A 13,901-nucleotide genomic window follows, 5' to 3' on the forward strand; every position below is an offset into this window, starting at 1 on the left:
GGATCAGCGTTGATCTCTCCCGGTGCGGAAGACTCTGCCAACCCAGTTTCATCGCGTTGTCCGCCGACTGTCACAGGCCTGTCACAGGGGCAGCCGGGCGCCACCGTACGGATCCCACCCGTGCGGGCCTGGTGTCCCTGGGCGCCGTCGGTCGATGTCCCGGCGTCCATGGGACAGAATGGCTGCCGTGCCTTTCCTGTTGCTGATCGAGGACGACGACGCCATCCGCACGGCCCTCGAACTCTCGCTGTCCCGCCAGGGCCACCGTGTGGTGACCGCGGCGTCGGGCGAGGACGGCCTGAAGCTGCTGCGTGAGCAGCGCCCGGACCTGATCGTGCTGGATGTGATGCTGCCGGGCATCGACGGTTTCGAGGTGTGCCGCCGGATCCGGCGTACCGACCAGCTGCCGATCATCCTGCTCACCGCCCGCAACGACGACATCGACGTCGTGGTGGGGCTGGAGTCCGGCGCCGACGACTATGTCGTCAAGCCGGTCCAGGGGCGGGTGCTGGACGCCCGTATCCGGGCGGTGCTGCGCCGCGGCGAACGCGAGGCCAGTGACTCGGCGACGTTCGGCTCACTGGTGATCGACCGCTCGGCGATGACGGTCACCAAGAACGGCGAGGACCTGCAACTGACACCGACCGAGCTGCGGTTGCTGCTGGAGCTCAGCCGCCGGCCCGGCCAGGCGCTGTCCCGGCAGCAGCTGCTGCGGCTGGTGTGGGAGCACGACTATCTGGGCGACTCACGCCTCGTGGACGCCTGTGTGCAGCGGCTGCGCGCGAAGGTGGAGGACGTACCGTCCTCGCCGACGCTGATCCGCACGGTCCGTGGTGTCGGCTATCGACTGGATTCCCCGCAGTGACGGAACGTTCCCACACGGCCGGATCGGCGGACGGCGACGGCAAGGGTGACAGCAACCGCGACGGCAACCGTGACGGCGACGGCACCGCGGCACGGCGCCTCCTGCGCCTGCTCCGCCGCCCCGCGGGGCTGCTGCGCTGGACCAGCCTGCGGCTGCGGCTGGTCGTGGTGTTCGCGCTGGTGGCGCTGACCGCGGCGGTCTCCGCGTCCGGCATCGCGTACTGGCTGAACCGCAACACCGTGCTCGACCGCACCCAGAACGCCGTCCTCAACGACTTCCGCAAGTCGCTGGAGGACAGTACGCGGTCCCTGCCGCTGCGCCCGCGGTGCAACGAACTGCAGGACGCGGCGCGGCAGATAGCGAGCGGGCCGCAGAACTACGCGGTACTGCTGACCGGTGTGGACCGCGCGGGCAAGGACTGCGTGGCCACCACCAACAAGGATCTGCTGACGCCCCAGCGGGTGCCCGAGTCGCTGCGCCGAGCGGTCGGCGAGGTCCGTCCGGTCAGCGAGTCCAACCGCTACCCGCACCATCTGTACTGGCAGCGCCGGGAGGTCGGGGGCGTGCCCTACCTCGTGGCCGGCGCCAAGGTGATCGGCGGCGGGCCGACCGGCTACATCATGAAGTCGCTGGCCGCCGAGCGGCAGGACCTCAACTCGCTCGCCTGGTCGCTGGGGATCGCCACGGCGCTCGCGCTGGTCGGCTCGGCGCTGCTGGCGCAGGGCGCCGCGACGACCGTGCTGCGGCCCGTACAGCGGCTGGGGCACGCGGCGCGCCAACTGGGCGAGGGGCGGCTGGACACCCGGCTGCGGGTAACCGGCACCGATGAACTCGCCGACCTCTCCCGTACGTTCAACCGTACGGCGGAGCGGCTGGAACAGCGGGTGGACGAGCTGAGCGCCCGGGAGGCCTCCTCCCGGCGCTTCGTCGCCGACATGTCGCACGAACTCCGTACGCCCCTGACGGCGATCACCGCGGTCACCGAGGTCCTGGAGGAGGAGGCCGACTCCCTGGACCCGATGATCGCGCCCGCCGTCCAACTGGTGGTCAGCGAGACCCGGCGGCTGAACGACCTGGTGGAGAACCTGATGGAGGTCACCCGCTTCGACGCGGGGACGGCGCGGCTGGTGCTGGACGATGTCGATGTCGCGGACCAGGTGACCGCCTGTATCGACGCGCGGGCCTGGCTGGACGCGGTGGAACTGGACGCCGACCGCGGCATCGTGGCCCGGCTGGACCCACGGCGCCTCGACGTCATACTGGCCAACCTGATCGGCAACGCCCTGAAGCACGGCGGCTCGCCGGTCCGGGTGTCCGTGCGTACGGAGGAGGCCCACCGGGGCGGCGAGGCGACGGACGCGGCCGAGGGCGGCGCCCCGGCCACCGCCGCACCCGGGTCCGACGCGGAGGGCGAGCCGGGAGCCGTCGGCGAGGAGACCTCGGCGACGGCTGCGGGGGTGGCCAGGACGGCCAGGACGGCCGGCGAGCAGCTGGTCATCCGCGTACGCGACCACGGCCCCGGCATCCCCGAAGAGGTGCTGCCGCACGTCTTCGACCGCTTCTACAAGGCCAGCGCCTCCCGGCCGCGCTCGGAGGGCAGCGGCCTCGGCCTGTCCATCGCCCTGGAGAACGCCCATATCCACGGTGGTGAGATCACCGCGGCCAACCTCCCCGAGGGCGGCGCGGTCTTCACGCTGCGGCTGCCGATGGACGCCTCTCCGCTGGCGGACGGCGGCCGGGACGGCGACCCGGACGGCGCCCCCGGCAATGGCATGGGCAGTGGCATGGGCAGTGGCACGGACAGTACGACCGGCGAGGGCACGGAGGGCAGGCGATGAGGCTGACCACCGGACGGAGCCGGCGGTGCCGGCGGCACGCGGCCGGGGTGGCGGTCCTGCTGCTCGCCGTCGCGGGCTGCGGGATCCCAGGCACGTCCGTACCGGTCGACGCGGGCGGCGCGCCCTCACGGGTGAGCTGCGACGCCCCTACGGACGGGACGGCGTCGGCGTCGGCTACGGGGTCGGCGGACGCCACGGGCTCGGCGAACGGGACCCCCTCGGCGAGCGCCACAGCCACGCCCACAACCACAGCCACAGCCACAGCCACTGCGCACGGCGAGCCCGGCGGCACACAGGTCACCGTCTACCTGGTGTGCGGCTCGGCGCTGGCACAGGTCGAACGGACCCTCCCCCCGGCCACCGGCACGTCGCCGGCCACCGGCACGCCCGCCGCCGACCCGCGGCTGCGCACCGCCCGCGCCCTGCTGGAGGAGCTGCAGCGGACACCGTCCCCGGCCGAGGCGAAGGCCGGCTTCAACAGCGCTCTGCCCACGGACCTCAAGGTCACGGGCCCCCGCCCCGGCGACCCGGCGGACGCCCTCCGTCTGAACACCCCGCCCGACGACCTCCCGCCCTTCGCCCTGTCCCAGCTGGTCTGCACCTACGGCGCGCACCCGGGCCTGGGGCGGACGCGCGGGGCGCTGCTGGGCGGACCGGGGTCCGACGCGCCGCAGCGCTACAAGTGCGGTGACCCTTCCGCGGCGCTCGACTGACGTACCGCACGACCGACCGACGTACCGCACCGCACGATCGACGTACCGCACCGCACGACCGACCGGCCGACGTACCGCACACGCTGTACCGCACACGTCGTACCGCAGCGCCAGCCGCTGCCCCGCCCTGGCGGAACCGCACAGCCGGCCTCGGCGTCATCGCCATCGTGCAGCGACATGGCCCCGGCACCACCGCCGCCCCCCGTACGCGCGTCACGGGACTTCTGCTCCTTGTGGCGCATCTGCTGATCGTCGGCTGGCTCACGCTGCGTCCTCGAACGGTGCCGTGGGTGCCGGCCGCAAATCTCAAGCCGCTGGCGACGATCCGGGCCGAGCTGGCACAGGGGCTGTCGTGGGAGGCCGTACTGCACCTGGGCGGGCCGGTGCTCCTGCTGGCGCCGCTGGGGGTGCTGCTGCCGCTCTCGGCCGGGCGTCTGAACGTTTCCCCGCTGGTGTCGCTGACCCGTACCGTCTTCGCCGGCGCGATGATCGCGCTGGCCATCGAGCTGTTGCAGTCAGGGGTACCCGGACGGGTCCCCGATGTCGACTCGGTGCTGCTGAACACACTGGGAGTGGCGGTGACGCACCTGGCGGTCGTCCCCAGGGCCCGGTTCGTACTCCGTCGCCGGTACGAGCATCTCAGGGGTGCGACCCCGAGAATCTCCAGGGTTGACGTCGCCCCGCAGGCTGACGTGCTCTCGGGCGGCCGGACCTACTTTTGAGGCATCGGGGCAGACGCCCCACGAAGCCGAAAAGGAGTTGTCCGTCATGGCCGCCGCACTGGTCCGCCCCCGCAACAACCGAATGATCGCCGGAGTGTGCGCGGGCCTGGCCCGTCGCTTCGGCACGACGCCCGCGACGATGCGCGTGATCTTCGTCCTGTCGTGCCTGCTCCCCGGCCCGCAGTTCCTGGTCTACCTGGCGCTGTGGATACTCCTGCCCACCGAGAACAACAGCACCGGCGCCTCCACCTGGTGATACCCGGACGGGCCGGGGCCTCATAGCCCCATGTCGTCATGACGCCATGACGCCATGACAACGCCCCGGCCGGCAGCGCGAGGGCTGCGACCGGGGCCGCCTTCAGCCAGCCGACTCGTCAGCCCAGCTTGGGCAGGGGCTTGCCGCCCAGCTTCGGAAGGGACTTGCCGACGGTGTTGTGGGTCGGCAGACCTCCGAGCAGCGGCTCGTTGCCCTTGGTGGAGGCCAGCTCGGGGTTGACCTCGTTGCCGGCCGGCTTGGCGGCGGAGACGGTCTTGGTGGCCCCCGAGAGGGCATGGGTGGCGTCGCCCACCGACAGGTTCGACAGCGCACCGGTGGCGTCGGTGGAGGCGGTCACCGGAGACGCGGCGCTGGCGGCGCCCGCGGCGGTGACGGCGAAAGCGGCACCGAGCGCGGCGGTACCGATGGCCTTGATGGTTCCCTGCTTCGTTCCCTGCTTCATCGAATTACGTCCTCATGATGGGGGCTTGACCGGCAAATCAACTTAGTGATGCGGCAACCGGCGTCGCAATCAGCCACAGGGCGAAGAAAAAACGGCCGGTGGACATTCCACCGGCCGTTGCGCTATATGCTCGCGCTACTCCCTCCTCGGAGGGCGAAACCACTGATCAGGAGGGGGTCCCACCCACGGGACGGAAGAGCCATTCGGCCCGCAATTCCGCGTAACCGGGCTTGATGACATCGTTGATCATGGCCAGACGTTCATCGAAAGGAATGAAAGCTGATTTCATCGCATTGACTGTAAACCACTGCATGTCATCGAGCGTGTAGCGGAATGTCTTGACCAGGTGCTCGAATTCCCGGGACATGTTCGTGCCGCCCATCAGCCGATTGTCGGTGTTGACCGTGAGCCGGAACTGCAGTCGGCGCAGCAGGCCGATGGGGTGCTCGGCGTAGGACGAGGCGGCGCCCGTCTGGAGGTTGGAGGTCGGGCACATCTCCAGCGGGATGCGCTTGTCCCGTACGTACGAGGCGAGCCGGCCGAGCTTCACGGAGCCGTCGTCGGCGACCTCGATGTCGTCGATGATCCGGACGCCGTGGCCGAGGCGGTCGGCGCCGCACCACTGGAGCGCCTGCCAGATGGACGGCAGGCCGAAGGCCTCACCGGCGTGGATGGTGAAGTGGTTGTTCTCCCGCTTGAGGTACTCGAACGCGTCGAGGTGGCGGGTGGGAGGGTAGCCGGCCTCGGCACCGGCGATGTCGAAGCCGACGACACCGGAGTCGCGGTAGCGGTTGGCGAGTTCGGCGATCTCCAGGGCGCGCGCGGCGTGCCGCATGGCGGTGAGCAGCGCACCGACCCGGATCCGGTGACCGTTCTCCCGGGCCCGCCGTTCGCCTTCCCGGAAGCCCTCGTTGACCGCTTCGACGACCTCTTCGAGGGTCAGCCCCTGCTCCAGGTGCTGCTCGGGGGCGTAGCGGACCTCGGCGTAGACGACACCGTCCGCGGCCAGGTCCTCGGCGCACTCGGCGGCGACGCGCTGGAGGGCTTCCTTGGTCTGCATGACGGCGCAGGTGTGCGCGAAGGTCTCCAGGTAGCGCTCCAGAGAACCGGAGTCGGCGGCCTCGCGGAACCAGATCCCGAGCTTCTCCGGGTCGGTCTCGGGCAGCCCTTCATAGCCGGTCTCGCGGGCCAGGTCGACGACCGTGGCCGGGCGCAGGCCGCCGTCGAGGTGGTCGTGGAGCAGCACCTTGGGTGCGCGGCGGATCTGTTCGGTGGTGGGGAGGGTGGTGGTGTCGCTCGTCATCTGCGCACTCTAGCCCCTACGCGCGTAGATATCACCGAACGATACGTAACAGTGACCGGTACACAGGGTGGCGGGCACCTCTCCTTCTGCCATCGTTCTGGTCATGGCTCAGCAAGCGCTGCCGGTGCGTGAGGCCCGGCTGGGAAGTCCGCTGGGAAATCCGCTGGGAAGGAACGGCACGCGACGGGCGGTGAACGGGGTCGCCCTCGTACTGCCCGGGGGCGACGCGACCGGGGTGCGGCGCCCGTCACCGGTGCCCGCGCTGACCGTGCGGCCGCTCGCGGTCCGGCTGGCACGGGCCGGCCGCGCCGAAGGGCTGACCACGCACGTCGTGCACTATCGCTGCGGTGGCTGGAACGGCGCCGCGGCCCACCCCGCGCGCGATGCCGCCTGGGCCCTCGACGAGGTGGTCCGCCGCTACGGCGATGTCCCCGTCTGCCTGGTCGGCAAGGGCATGGGCGCCCGTGCCGCCCTGCACGCCGCGGGGCACCCGGCCGTCAACTCCGTACTGGCGATCGCCCCGTGGCTACCCGATGCCCGCCGCCCCGAAGAGCAGCCCGACCCGGTCAAGCAGCTCATCGGCCGCCAGGTCCTCCTCGTCCACGGCACCAACGACGAGCGCCACGACCCCGACCTCTCCTACCGCTACGCCCAGCGCGCCAAGAAGGTCAACCGCGACATCTGCCGCTTCGAGGTGCACTCCGACGGCCACTCCCTGCACCAGCACCGCAGCGAAGTCCACGCCCTGGCCGCCGACTTCATGCTCGGCTCCCTCTTCGCCCGCGACTACTCCCGCCCCGTACGCGACGCCCTGGCCGCCCCTCCGCCCCTGGGCCTCCGCATGCCCCTGGCCTCGGGCTTCGGCGCCTCGCTACGGCCTTGACCACGCCCCCCCGGCCCGCACCGGCCGTCACCGGCCCCGGAACCTGGCCGGCCGGCCGGTATCCCTCCCCCCTCACCGAGGCAGCAACAACCCCCGCCGACTCAACAAAAACTTCTTGAACGCGGCCACCGGCGGGGTGTCCGGATACCCGGCCGGCCAGGCGACCCCGATCTCCCGGACCGCACGCGGGGCGGTCACCGTCAGCTCCACCACACCCGGCCGCGGCACGGCGGGCGGCGGCAGCAGCGCCACACCGAGCCCGGCGGCCACCAGCCCACGCAGCGTCTCGGCCTCCTCCCCCTCGAACGCCACCCGTGGAGTGAAGCCCGCCTCGGCGCACAGGGCGTCGGTGATCCGACGCAGCCCGTACCCCGGTTCGAGGGTGACGAACAGTTCACCGGCGGCCTCGGCGAGCCGGATCCGCTTACGGGTGGCCAGTGCGTGGTCCTCCGGTACGACCAGGCGCAGCTTCTGCTCGTCGAGCCGGCGCGCGACCAGATCGGGGTAGTCCGGGACCGGCGAGGTCAGGCACAGATCAAGATCCCCGGCGCGCATCCTCTCGATCATCGCCTCGCCGTAATTCTGGACCAGTTGGAAGCGGACGCGCGGGTGGTCGGCACGGAAACTGCGGATCAGGCCGGGCACGGTCTCCGAGCCGAGGGTGTGCAGAAAGCCGAACGCCACCTTCCCGGCCGCGGGATCGACATCGGCCCGTACGGACTCGGTCGCCCTCTCCAGATCCGTCAACGTCCGCTCGGCGGACGCGAGGAAGGAGCGCCCGGCCGGGGTGAGGGAGAGATTACGGCCGTGCCGGGCGAAGAGCGTGACACCGAGATCGTGCTCCAGCCGGACGATGGCCCGGCTCAGCGTCGGCTGCGGCATCCCCAGCTCCTGAGCGGCACGGGTGACATGCTCGTGCCGGGCGACAGCAACGAACTGAGCCAGCCGCGGCGCAAGCACCACCGCCCACGAGCCGACCCCGAGCTCAGCCGCCTCACCCCCGTCCCCGCCCCCGCCCCCATCTCCGCCCAGGCCAGGCCCACCACGCCCCGCCCCCACCCCCGCCCCCGCTACATCTTTTCTGTTGCGACCGTGCAACAGAGACCCCTGCCACCTGCGCTCATGCATCACAGAATCGATTATGCAGTTTCCATGCATTGGACGCATGAACCGAACCGTCCTACCTTCCCCCTATGCCTCCCGCTGATACCGGGGCGTCCGTCACCGACCGTGCGGCCGCCTCACCCCAGTCCCCCACAGACTCCCCTTCCTCCCCCTCCTCCTCCACTCCTCCCTCTCCGGAGGCTCCCTCTCCTGAGGCGGACAAACTGCGGCCGGGCGGCCCCGGCTACCGCCGGATGAGCTTGGCCCTCTTCGCCGCCGGAGTGGCCACCTTCGCCCTTCTCTACTCCACCCAGGCGCTGCTGCCCGCGATCTCCAGCGACCTCGGGGTGAGTCCGGACCGGGCGAGCTGGACGGTATCCGCGGCCACCTTCGGCCTGGCGCTCGGCGTGATCCCGCTCAGCGCGTTCTCCGAACGCTTCGGCCGCCGCACCCTGATGACGGCCTCCCTCTCCATCGCCACCGTCATCGCCCTGCTCATCCCCTTCGCACCGTCGATCGACGCGCTCATCGCCCTGCGCGCCGTCCAGGGCGTCGCGCTGGCCGGCCTGCCGGCCTCGGCGATGGCGTTCCTGGCCGAGGAGGTACGCGCCAAGGCGCTGGTCGCGGCCATCGGCCTGTTCGTGGCGGGCAACAGCATCGGCGGAATGTCCGGCCGCATCGTGACCGGCTGGGCGGCCCAGGCCTGGGGCTGGCGGGCCGCGCTCGCCGCGGTAGGCGTACTGGCCGTGCTGTGCGCGGTGACATTCCGTCTACTCGTCCCCAAGGCCCGCCACTTCACGCCCCGTTCAGTGGGCCCACGCGCCCTGGCCCGTACCCTCACCGGCCACCTCTCCGATCCCCTCCTCCGCCGCCTCTACGCCATCGGCGCCCTGTTCATGACGGTCTTCGGCGCGGTCTACACGGTCATCGGCTACCGCCTGACCTCCGCGCCCTTCAACCTCCCCCAGGGAATCGTCGGCTCGATCTTCGTCATCTACCTCGTCGGTACGGCCTCCTCGGCCGCAGCCGGCCACCTGGTCGCCCGAACGGGCCGCCGCGGCGCCCTCTACCTCGCCGTCGCCACCACCTCAACCGGCCTCCTCCTGACCCTCGCCGACTCAGTGGCCGCGGTGCTGACCGGCCTGATCCTCATCACCGCCGGCTTCTTCGCAGGCCACGCCGTCGCCTCGTCGGCCGTCAGCCGCACCGCCAAGACGGCCCGCGCGCAAGCCTCGGCCCTTTACCAGTGCGCGTACTACATCGGCAGCAGCCTGGGCGGCGCCCTCGGCGCCACCGCCTTCCACGCCCTCGGCTGGAACGGCACCGTCACCCTCGCCCTGGCCGCCATGGCCGGCGCCGCCTCCATCACCCTCTACGCCACCCGCAAGGCCGTCACCGAACGCCGCCTCCTCCACCTCCAGCAACTGGAGAAGGCCGCGTAACCCGCTACCCCGGCCCCCGGGCCGAAGGGCCCGCCCCGCCACCTGTCCTGGCGGGGCGGGCCCTTCGTCGTCATCATTCGCCCGTCGGCGACGGGGGCGCCTCGCCCAGAAGGACTGAGGCACCCCGGCACCGCGTCAGCTGAAGCGCCCCCGGCTCCGCGTGCTCCCCGTCAGCCGATACGTTCCAGCACCACCGGCGAGGCGGTGAAGGGCGTGTCCTCCGGCGCGATGTCGCAGGCGTCGGCCAGGGCCTCCACCGCGTACGGCATCTTCTCCGGGGTGTCGGTGTGGAGGGTGAGGATGGGCTGGCCGGCCGTTACCGTGTCACCGGGCTTGGCGTGGAGTTCGATGCCGGCGGCGGCCTGGACCGGGTCCTCCTTGCGGGCACGGCCGGCGCCGAGGCGCCAGGCGGAGAGGCCGACGGCGTAGGCGTCCAGAGTGGTGAGGACGCCGGTCCGGTCGGCGGTGACCACGTGCTGTTCGTGGGACACCGGGAGGGGGGCGTCCGGGTCGCCGCCCTGGGCGGTGATCATGCGGCGCCAGTGGTCCATGGCGGAGCCGTCGGCGAGGGCCTTGGCCGGGTCGGCGTCGGGCAGGCCGGCGGCGTCGAGCATCTCGCGGGCGAGGGCGAGGGTCAGGTCGATGACGTCCTGGGGGCCGCCGCCCGCGAGGACCTCGACGGATTCGCGGACTTCGAGGGCGTTGCCGGCGGTCAGGCCGAGCGGGGTGGACATGTCGGTGAGCAGGGCGCGGGTGGTCACGTCGTGGTCGGTGCCCAACTCGACCATGGTGGCGGCGAGTTCGCGGGCGTCGTCGAGGTTCTTCATGAAGGCGCCGGAGCCGACCTTGACGTCCAGGACGAGGGAGCCGGTGCCCTCGGCGATCTTCTTGGACATGATCGAGGAGGCGATGAGGGGGATGGACTCCACGGTGCCGGTGACGTCGCGGAGCGCGTAGAGCTTCTTGTCGGCGGGGGCCAGGCCGTCGCCGGCGGCACAGATGACGGAGCCGACGGAGCCGAGGACGTCCAGCATCTCGTCGTTCGAGAGCAGGGCGCGCCAGCCGGGGATGGACTCGAGCTTGTCGAGGGTGCCGCCGGTGTGGCCGAGGCCGCGGCCGGAGAGCTGGGGTACGGCGGCGCCGCAGGCGGCGACGAGGGGAGCCAGGGGGAGGGTGATCTTGTCGCCCACGCCGCCGGTGGAGTGCTTGTCGGCGGTGGGGCGGGTGAGGGAGGAGAAGTCCATGCGCTCGCCGGAAGCGATCATGGCGGCGGTCCAGCGGGCGATCTCCTTGCGGTTCATCCCGTTGAGGAAGATGGCCATCGCCAGGGACGACATCTGTTCGTGGGCGACCTCGCCGCGGGTGTACGCGTCGATGACCCAGTCGATCTGTGCGGGGGTCAGCTCGCCGCGGTCGCGCTTGGTACGGATGACGGAGATGACGTCCATGGACGGTTCCTTTCGAACGGGTAGATCCCGTTTCTACACGGAACTCGTTCTACACGCATAGACATCTGGGTGCCAGACACAGGCTCGGGGGGGGGAGGTTGTGCGGGGGGGGGAGGTTGTGCGGGCAGGGCGGCCGGTACACCATGGCGGCCCCGCCCTGCTCTTACGCCGTCGGCCGGGTGGGGTTCACCGCAGGGTCGGTCAGGGTGGCGTCGAAGTACTGGAACGCCGACAGCTCGTAGACGCCGTGCCGTGTGGCTCCCGCGTGCTTGAGACACCACATCTGCGCGTCGGAGGGATCAGCGGTGTCCACCGAGTGCTCCGCGCAGATCAGACACTTGCCGATATGCCGCACGACCATGCCCGGCACGGCCGACAGCGTCCATTCCAGGAACCGGTACCGCGTCCTCATGACGTGCCCTCATCACGTGCCTTCATGATGTCCCTCCGGACGGTCCGGAACGGAACTGCCTGCTGCCCGCATGGAGTCGATGCACTGATTGAGGCCACGCATCATCTCCGCCAGCCCCTCCTCGGTCAGCTCTTCCATCCACGCCGTACGGGCCTCGGCCTCCGCTCGCTTCTGATCAAGATGCCGGTACAACTCCCGGTACCGGACGTGCCGGTTCCACGCTTCCTCGACCCGGAAGCGCAGCCGTTCCCACCAACCCACGCTCATGACCGCGCCGCCTTCCGCTCCGGGTGGGGGTGGCTGCGTAGCTCGATGTTGCAGTCGATCACTATCGACAGGTTCCCGACGGCGCGCGCCGCCGCGCGCTGCCCGGCCAGAGCGGAGCACACGTCGCACCCGGCAACCGGCTCGGGCTCCGGCACCGAAACCGGTTCTCCCAGATGGACGGGGCGGCAGTTGCGCGGCATCAGGCTGTCACCTCCACACCGTGAATCCGACGCGGCCCGGCATCGACGCCGTACGTCGCGAGCCACAACACCTGGCGTCGCCCACGCTGCAACCGCCGCTCCCGCCGCTCCTCGGGGGTGAGGACATACGGGCGGATCAGGTGCACGTCCTCGCCACGCAGCAACCCCGGCCGCCGGACGGGCACGCGGGGCAGGGCAAGCACCGGCTCGTCCTCGCGCCCCGTGTCCGGCAGCGCGCGGTGCGTCCGGTGGCGGCCGCGCACCGGAAGCAGCAGCCGCAGCAGCCGCAGGATTAAGAAGCTCGTTGTGGCATCGGCCATGTTGTCAACTCCGTGATAGTCGATGGCCACGCCCTCGGATCGTTCGCCCGATCGCGGGGTCCTGCGTGTGGCCTGTTGAGTCCCCGAGGCACCGTCCGGGTCCAGGCACAGGCGTGCCCGGACCGGTGTAGGCGTACGGCACTTCGGGAAGCCGCCCGGACCAAGGGGAAGCCTGGATCACGGTCGCGCCGTTCCGAGCGGCTGATGATTAGTGAACCCGCTGTCACGCACAGTGGGTACGGTGAGAGCCGGTTGAAGCGGTATACGTGGTTTACAGCTCCGGATCGGAGGCGATCGTGGCTGGGCAGAGAGCACCCAACTACCGCCTGCGCGAGGCCATCGACGCGATCGGCTGCACTTACGAGGCTGTGGCCAAGGATGTGAGGCGCGTCGCCGCGGAGAACGGTGAGATCCTCCAGACCAATAAGTCGGCCATCTCCCACTGGGTGAACGGCACCCGCCAGCCCACCGGCCGCACCGGCCAGTACCTCGCCGAGGCGCTGTCTCGCCGAGCGGACCGAACCATCACCCAGATGGAGATCGGCCTGGGCCCAGCCGAGGGCCACGATTCAACGGAAGTGGAATCGGACCCAGTCCTCGCCGCCACCGACCTTGGCCGCGCCGATGTGGAGCGCCGCCGCTTCCTCGCGGTAGCCGCGTTCTCCACAGCTGGCGTCGCGATGCCGCTTGCCTACGATCACGAAGCCACCGCTCGCATGCTCCGCGCCCGTACCGGAGCGGCCATGGTCGGCGTGGAGGACGTGGACGTCGTACGCCAGATCACCACCGCCTTCAGCGCGGCCGACGAACGCCTCGGTGGCGGCCACGGCTTGACCACCGTCACTGCCTATCTCGCCGACACCGCAGCCCCCATGCTCCGCGGACGCTTTCCCAGCGACGCCTTACGCCGAGCCGCCTTCGGTGCGGTCGCCGAACTCGCCTACCTGGCCGGCTGGAAGCACCACGACCTCGGCCAGGAAGGCGCAGCCCAGCGCTACTACCAGGTCGGCTACCAACTCGCTTGCGAAGCCGACCCACACGGCCACGCCGCCTGGATGATGCGCGCCCTCGCCCACCAGGCCCTCAGCCTCAAAGAGCCGCACCACTGCGTAGACCTCGTCGCTGCCGCGCTCACCCGCGGTCTCGGCCACGTCGATGGCCAGACCGAAGCCCTCCTCCACATCACCCACGCCCGCGCCTACGCCGCCATTAGTGAGAAACCCGCCGCAGCACGCGCCCTCCTCGCAGCCGAGGACGCCCTCCTGCGCGACGACGGGCCCCAGCCCAGCTACTCCCGTGTCAGCGGCCCAGCCGCCGGCACCGTCGCCAGTCACACCGCCCGCACCCTGACCGACCTCGCCGACCACATCGGCACCGAGCAGCGGCACCGCGAGGCCCTTATCCGCTGGGACCGTCAGAAGTACAAACGCGTCCACGCCCTCACCTACGCAGACCTCGGCGACAGCCTGGCCGCTCAGGCACGCGCTGACGAAGCCGTCGCCGCTTGGGCCCAGGCCCTGAGCCTCATGGAAGGCATGACCTCCGGCCGTACGCGCAAGGCGATCACATCGCTCAGATCAACCCTTGCCGTCTACCAGCGGCGCAAAGTACCGGGCGCCACCGAACTCGCCCGCCGCGCACGAGAAGCGCTGGCCTAAGCTGCCG

The 13,901-nt window shown here is 70.9% G+C and carries 16 protein-coding genes; 8 read left to right on the plus strand and 8 right to left on the minus strand.

Features of this window, described 5'->3' with window-relative positions; genetic code table 11:
- Positions 1-187 precede the first annotated feature (187 nt).
- From afsQ1 to ACFY12_RS03970, 5 genes are all read left to right on the plus strand, one after another.
- A complete protein-coding gene (afsQ1, locus tag ACFY12_RS03950) occupies positions 188-865 on the plus strand; it encodes a two-component system response regulator AfsQ1 (RefSeq protein WP_390714091.1) in 678 nt (225 codons plus the stop codon).
- The gene (locus ACFY12_RS03955; protein ID WP_390714092.1) at positions 862-2,703 is read left to right on the plus strand and encodes an ATP-binding protein; all 1,842 of its coding nucleotides are present in this window, start codon (positions 862-864) and stop codon (positions 2,701-2,703) included. Before afsQ1 ends, ACFY12_RS03955 begins: the two co-directional genes overlap by 4 nt.
- On the plus strand, positions 2,700-3,416 hold the full coding sequence (locus tag ACFY12_RS03960) for a hypothetical protein (RefSeq protein ID WP_390714093.1): 717 nt from the start codon (positions 2,700-2,702) through the stop codon (positions 3,414-3,416). Before ACFY12_RS03955 ends, ACFY12_RS03960 begins: the two co-directional genes overlap by 4 nt.
- Positions 3,417-3,583: 167 nt before the next feature.
- Positions 3,584-4,138 carry a VanZ family protein gene (locus ACFY12_RS03965; RefSeq protein WP_390714094.1) on the plus strand — a complete coding sequence of 185 codons (555 nt, stop codon included), beginning with the start codon at positions 3,584-3,586 and terminating at the stop codon, positions 4,136-4,138.
- Positions 4,139-4,184: 46 nt separating this feature from the next.
- The gene (locus ACFY12_RS03970) at positions 4,185-4,394 is read left to right on the plus strand and encodes a PspC domain-containing protein (RefSeq protein ID WP_390714095.1); all 210 of its coding nucleotides are present in this window, start codon (positions 4,185-4,187) and stop codon (positions 4,392-4,394) included.
- A 118-nt stretch (positions 4,395-4,512) separates the two neighbouring features.
- On the opposite strand, the gene ACFY12_RS03975 is transcribed toward ACFY12_RS03970, so the two are convergent.
- Together ACFY12_RS03975 and ACFY12_RS03980 are read right to left on the minus strand one after the other, a co-directional pair.
- A complete protein-coding gene (locus tag ACFY12_RS03975) occupies positions 4,513-4,857 on the minus strand; it encodes a hypothetical protein (RefSeq protein ID WP_390714096.1) in 345 nt (114 codons plus the stop codon).
- A 166-nt stretch (positions 4,858-5,023) separates the two neighbouring features.
- Complete coding sequence (locus tag ACFY12_RS03980) at positions 5,024-6,160, minus strand: adenosine deaminase (protein WP_390714097.1); 1,137 nt, start codon at positions 6,158-6,160, stop codon at positions 5,024-5,026.
- Between the two features lie 103 nt (positions 6,161-6,263).
- On the opposite strand from ACFY12_RS03980, the gene ACFY12_RS03985 reads away from it, so the two are divergent.
- Entirely contained in the window at positions 6,264-7,043 is a 780-nt protein-coding gene (locus ACFY12_RS03985) for an alpha/beta hydrolase (protein ID WP_390714098.1), read from the plus strand.
- Between the two features lie 72 nt (positions 7,044-7,115).
- Here ACFY12_RS03985 and ACFY12_RS03990 read toward each other — a convergent pair whose 3' ends face one another.
- Entirely contained in the window at positions 7,116-8,171 is a 1,056-nt protein-coding gene (locus tag ACFY12_RS03990; protein WP_390714099.1) for a LysR substrate-binding domain-containing protein, read from the minus strand.
- A 65-nt stretch (positions 8,172-8,236) separates the two neighbouring features.
- On the opposite strand from ACFY12_RS03990, the gene ACFY12_RS03995 reads away from it, so the two are divergent.
- Entirely contained in the window at positions 8,237-9,589 is a 1,353-nt protein-coding gene (locus ACFY12_RS03995) for an MFS transporter (RefSeq protein ID WP_390714100.1), read from the plus strand.
- A 170-nt stretch (positions 9,590-9,759) separates the two neighbouring features.
- Here the strand turns inward: ACFY12_RS03995 and ACFY12_RS04000 are convergent, their stop codons facing one another.
- The 5 genes from ACFY12_RS04000 to ACFY12_RS04020 form a co-directional block, all read right to left on the minus strand.
- Positions 9,760-11,037, minus strand: a complete 1,278-nt coding sequence (locus tag ACFY12_RS04000; RefSeq protein WP_390714101.1) for a thymidine phosphorylase — start codon at positions 11,035-11,037, stop codon at positions 9,760-9,762.
- A gap of 163 nt (positions 11,038-11,200) precedes the next feature.
- On the minus strand, positions 11,201-11,449 hold the full coding sequence (locus ACFY12_RS04005) for a hypothetical protein (protein ID WP_390714102.1): 249 nt from the start codon (positions 11,447-11,449) through the stop codon (positions 11,201-11,203).
- Between the two features lie 12 nt (positions 11,450-11,461).
- Complete coding sequence (locus ACFY12_RS04010) at positions 11,462-11,716, minus strand: hypothetical protein (protein WP_390714103.1); 255 nt, start codon at positions 11,714-11,716, stop codon at positions 11,462-11,464.
- A complete protein-coding gene (locus ACFY12_RS04015) occupies positions 11,713-11,916 on the minus strand; it encodes a hypothetical protein (protein WP_390714104.1) in 204 nt (67 codons plus the stop codon). Before ACFY12_RS04015 ends, ACFY12_RS04010 begins: the two co-directional genes overlap by 4 nt.
- Positions 11,916-12,236: a hypothetical protein gene (locus ACFY12_RS04020; RefSeq protein ID WP_390714105.1), complete on the minus strand. Its 321-nt coding sequence runs from the start codon at positions 12,234-12,236 to the stop codon at positions 11,916-11,918. Before ACFY12_RS04020 ends, ACFY12_RS04015 begins: the two co-directional genes overlap by 1 nt.
- A gap of 296 nt (positions 12,237-12,532) precedes the next feature.
- On the opposite strand from ACFY12_RS04020, the gene ACFY12_RS04025 reads away from it, so the two are divergent.
- Positions 12,533-13,894, plus strand: coding sequence for a tetratricopeptide repeat protein (locus ACFY12_RS04025; protein WP_390714106.1), 1,362 nt, complete (start codon positions 12,533-12,535; stop codon positions 13,892-13,894).
- Positions 13,895-13,901: the final 7 nt, after the last annotated feature.

It is taken from the genome of Streptomyces sp. NPDC001339, from assembly GCF_042895955.1.
Taxonomy (GTDB): domain Bacteria; phylum Actinomycetota; class Actinomycetes; order Streptomycetales; family Streptomycetaceae; genus Streptomyces.

Coding starts and splice junctions, on each gene's coding strand:
- ACFY12_RS04010 (WP_390714103.1), bottom strand. CDS start 11,716: ATGAGCGTGGGTTGGTGGGAACGGCTGCGCTTCCGGGTCGAGGAAGCG.
- ACFY12_RS03995 (WP_390714100.1), top strand. CDS start 8,237: ATGCCTCCCGCTGATACCGGGGCGTCCGTCACCGACCGTGCGGCCGCC.
- ACFY12_RS04015 (WP_390714104.1), bottom strand. CDS start 11,916: ATGCCGCGCAACTGCCGCCCCGTCCATCTGGGAGAACCGGTTTCGGTG.
- ACFY12_RS04005 (WP_390714102.1), bottom strand. CDS start 11,449: ATGAGGACGCGGTACCGGTTCCTGGAATGGACGCTGTCGGCCGTGCCG.
- ACFY12_RS03970 (WP_390714095.1), top strand. CDS start 4,185: ATGGCCGCCGCACTGGTCCGCCCCCGCAACAACCGAATGATCGCCGGA.
- ACFY12_RS03975 (WP_390714096.1), bottom strand. CDS start 4,857: ATGAAGCAGGGAACGAAGCAGGGAACCATCAAGGCCATCGGTACCGCC.
- ACFY12_RS03980 (WP_390714097.1), bottom strand. CDS start 6,160: ATGACGAGCGACACCACCACCCTCCCCACCACCGAACAGATCCGCCGC.
- ACFY12_RS04000 (WP_390714101.1), bottom strand. CDS start 11,037: ATGGACGTCATCTCCGTCATCCGTACCAAGCGCGACCGCGGCGAGCTG.
- ACFY12_RS03985 (WP_390714098.1), top strand. CDS start 6,264: ATGGCTCAGCAAGCGCTGCCGGTGCGTGAGGCCCGGCTGGGAAGTCCG.
- ACFY12_RS04020 (WP_390714105.1), bottom strand. CDS start 12,236: ATGGCCGATGCCACAACGAGCTTCTTAATCCTGCGGCTGCTGCGGCTG.
- ACFY12_RS03960 (WP_390714093.1), top strand. CDS start 2,700: ATGAGGCTGACCACCGGACGGAGCCGGCGGTGCCGGCGGCACGCGGCC.
- ACFY12_RS03990 (WP_390714099.1), bottom strand. CDS start 8,171: ATGCATGAGCGCAGGTGGCAGGGGTCTCTGTTGCACGGTCGCAACAGA.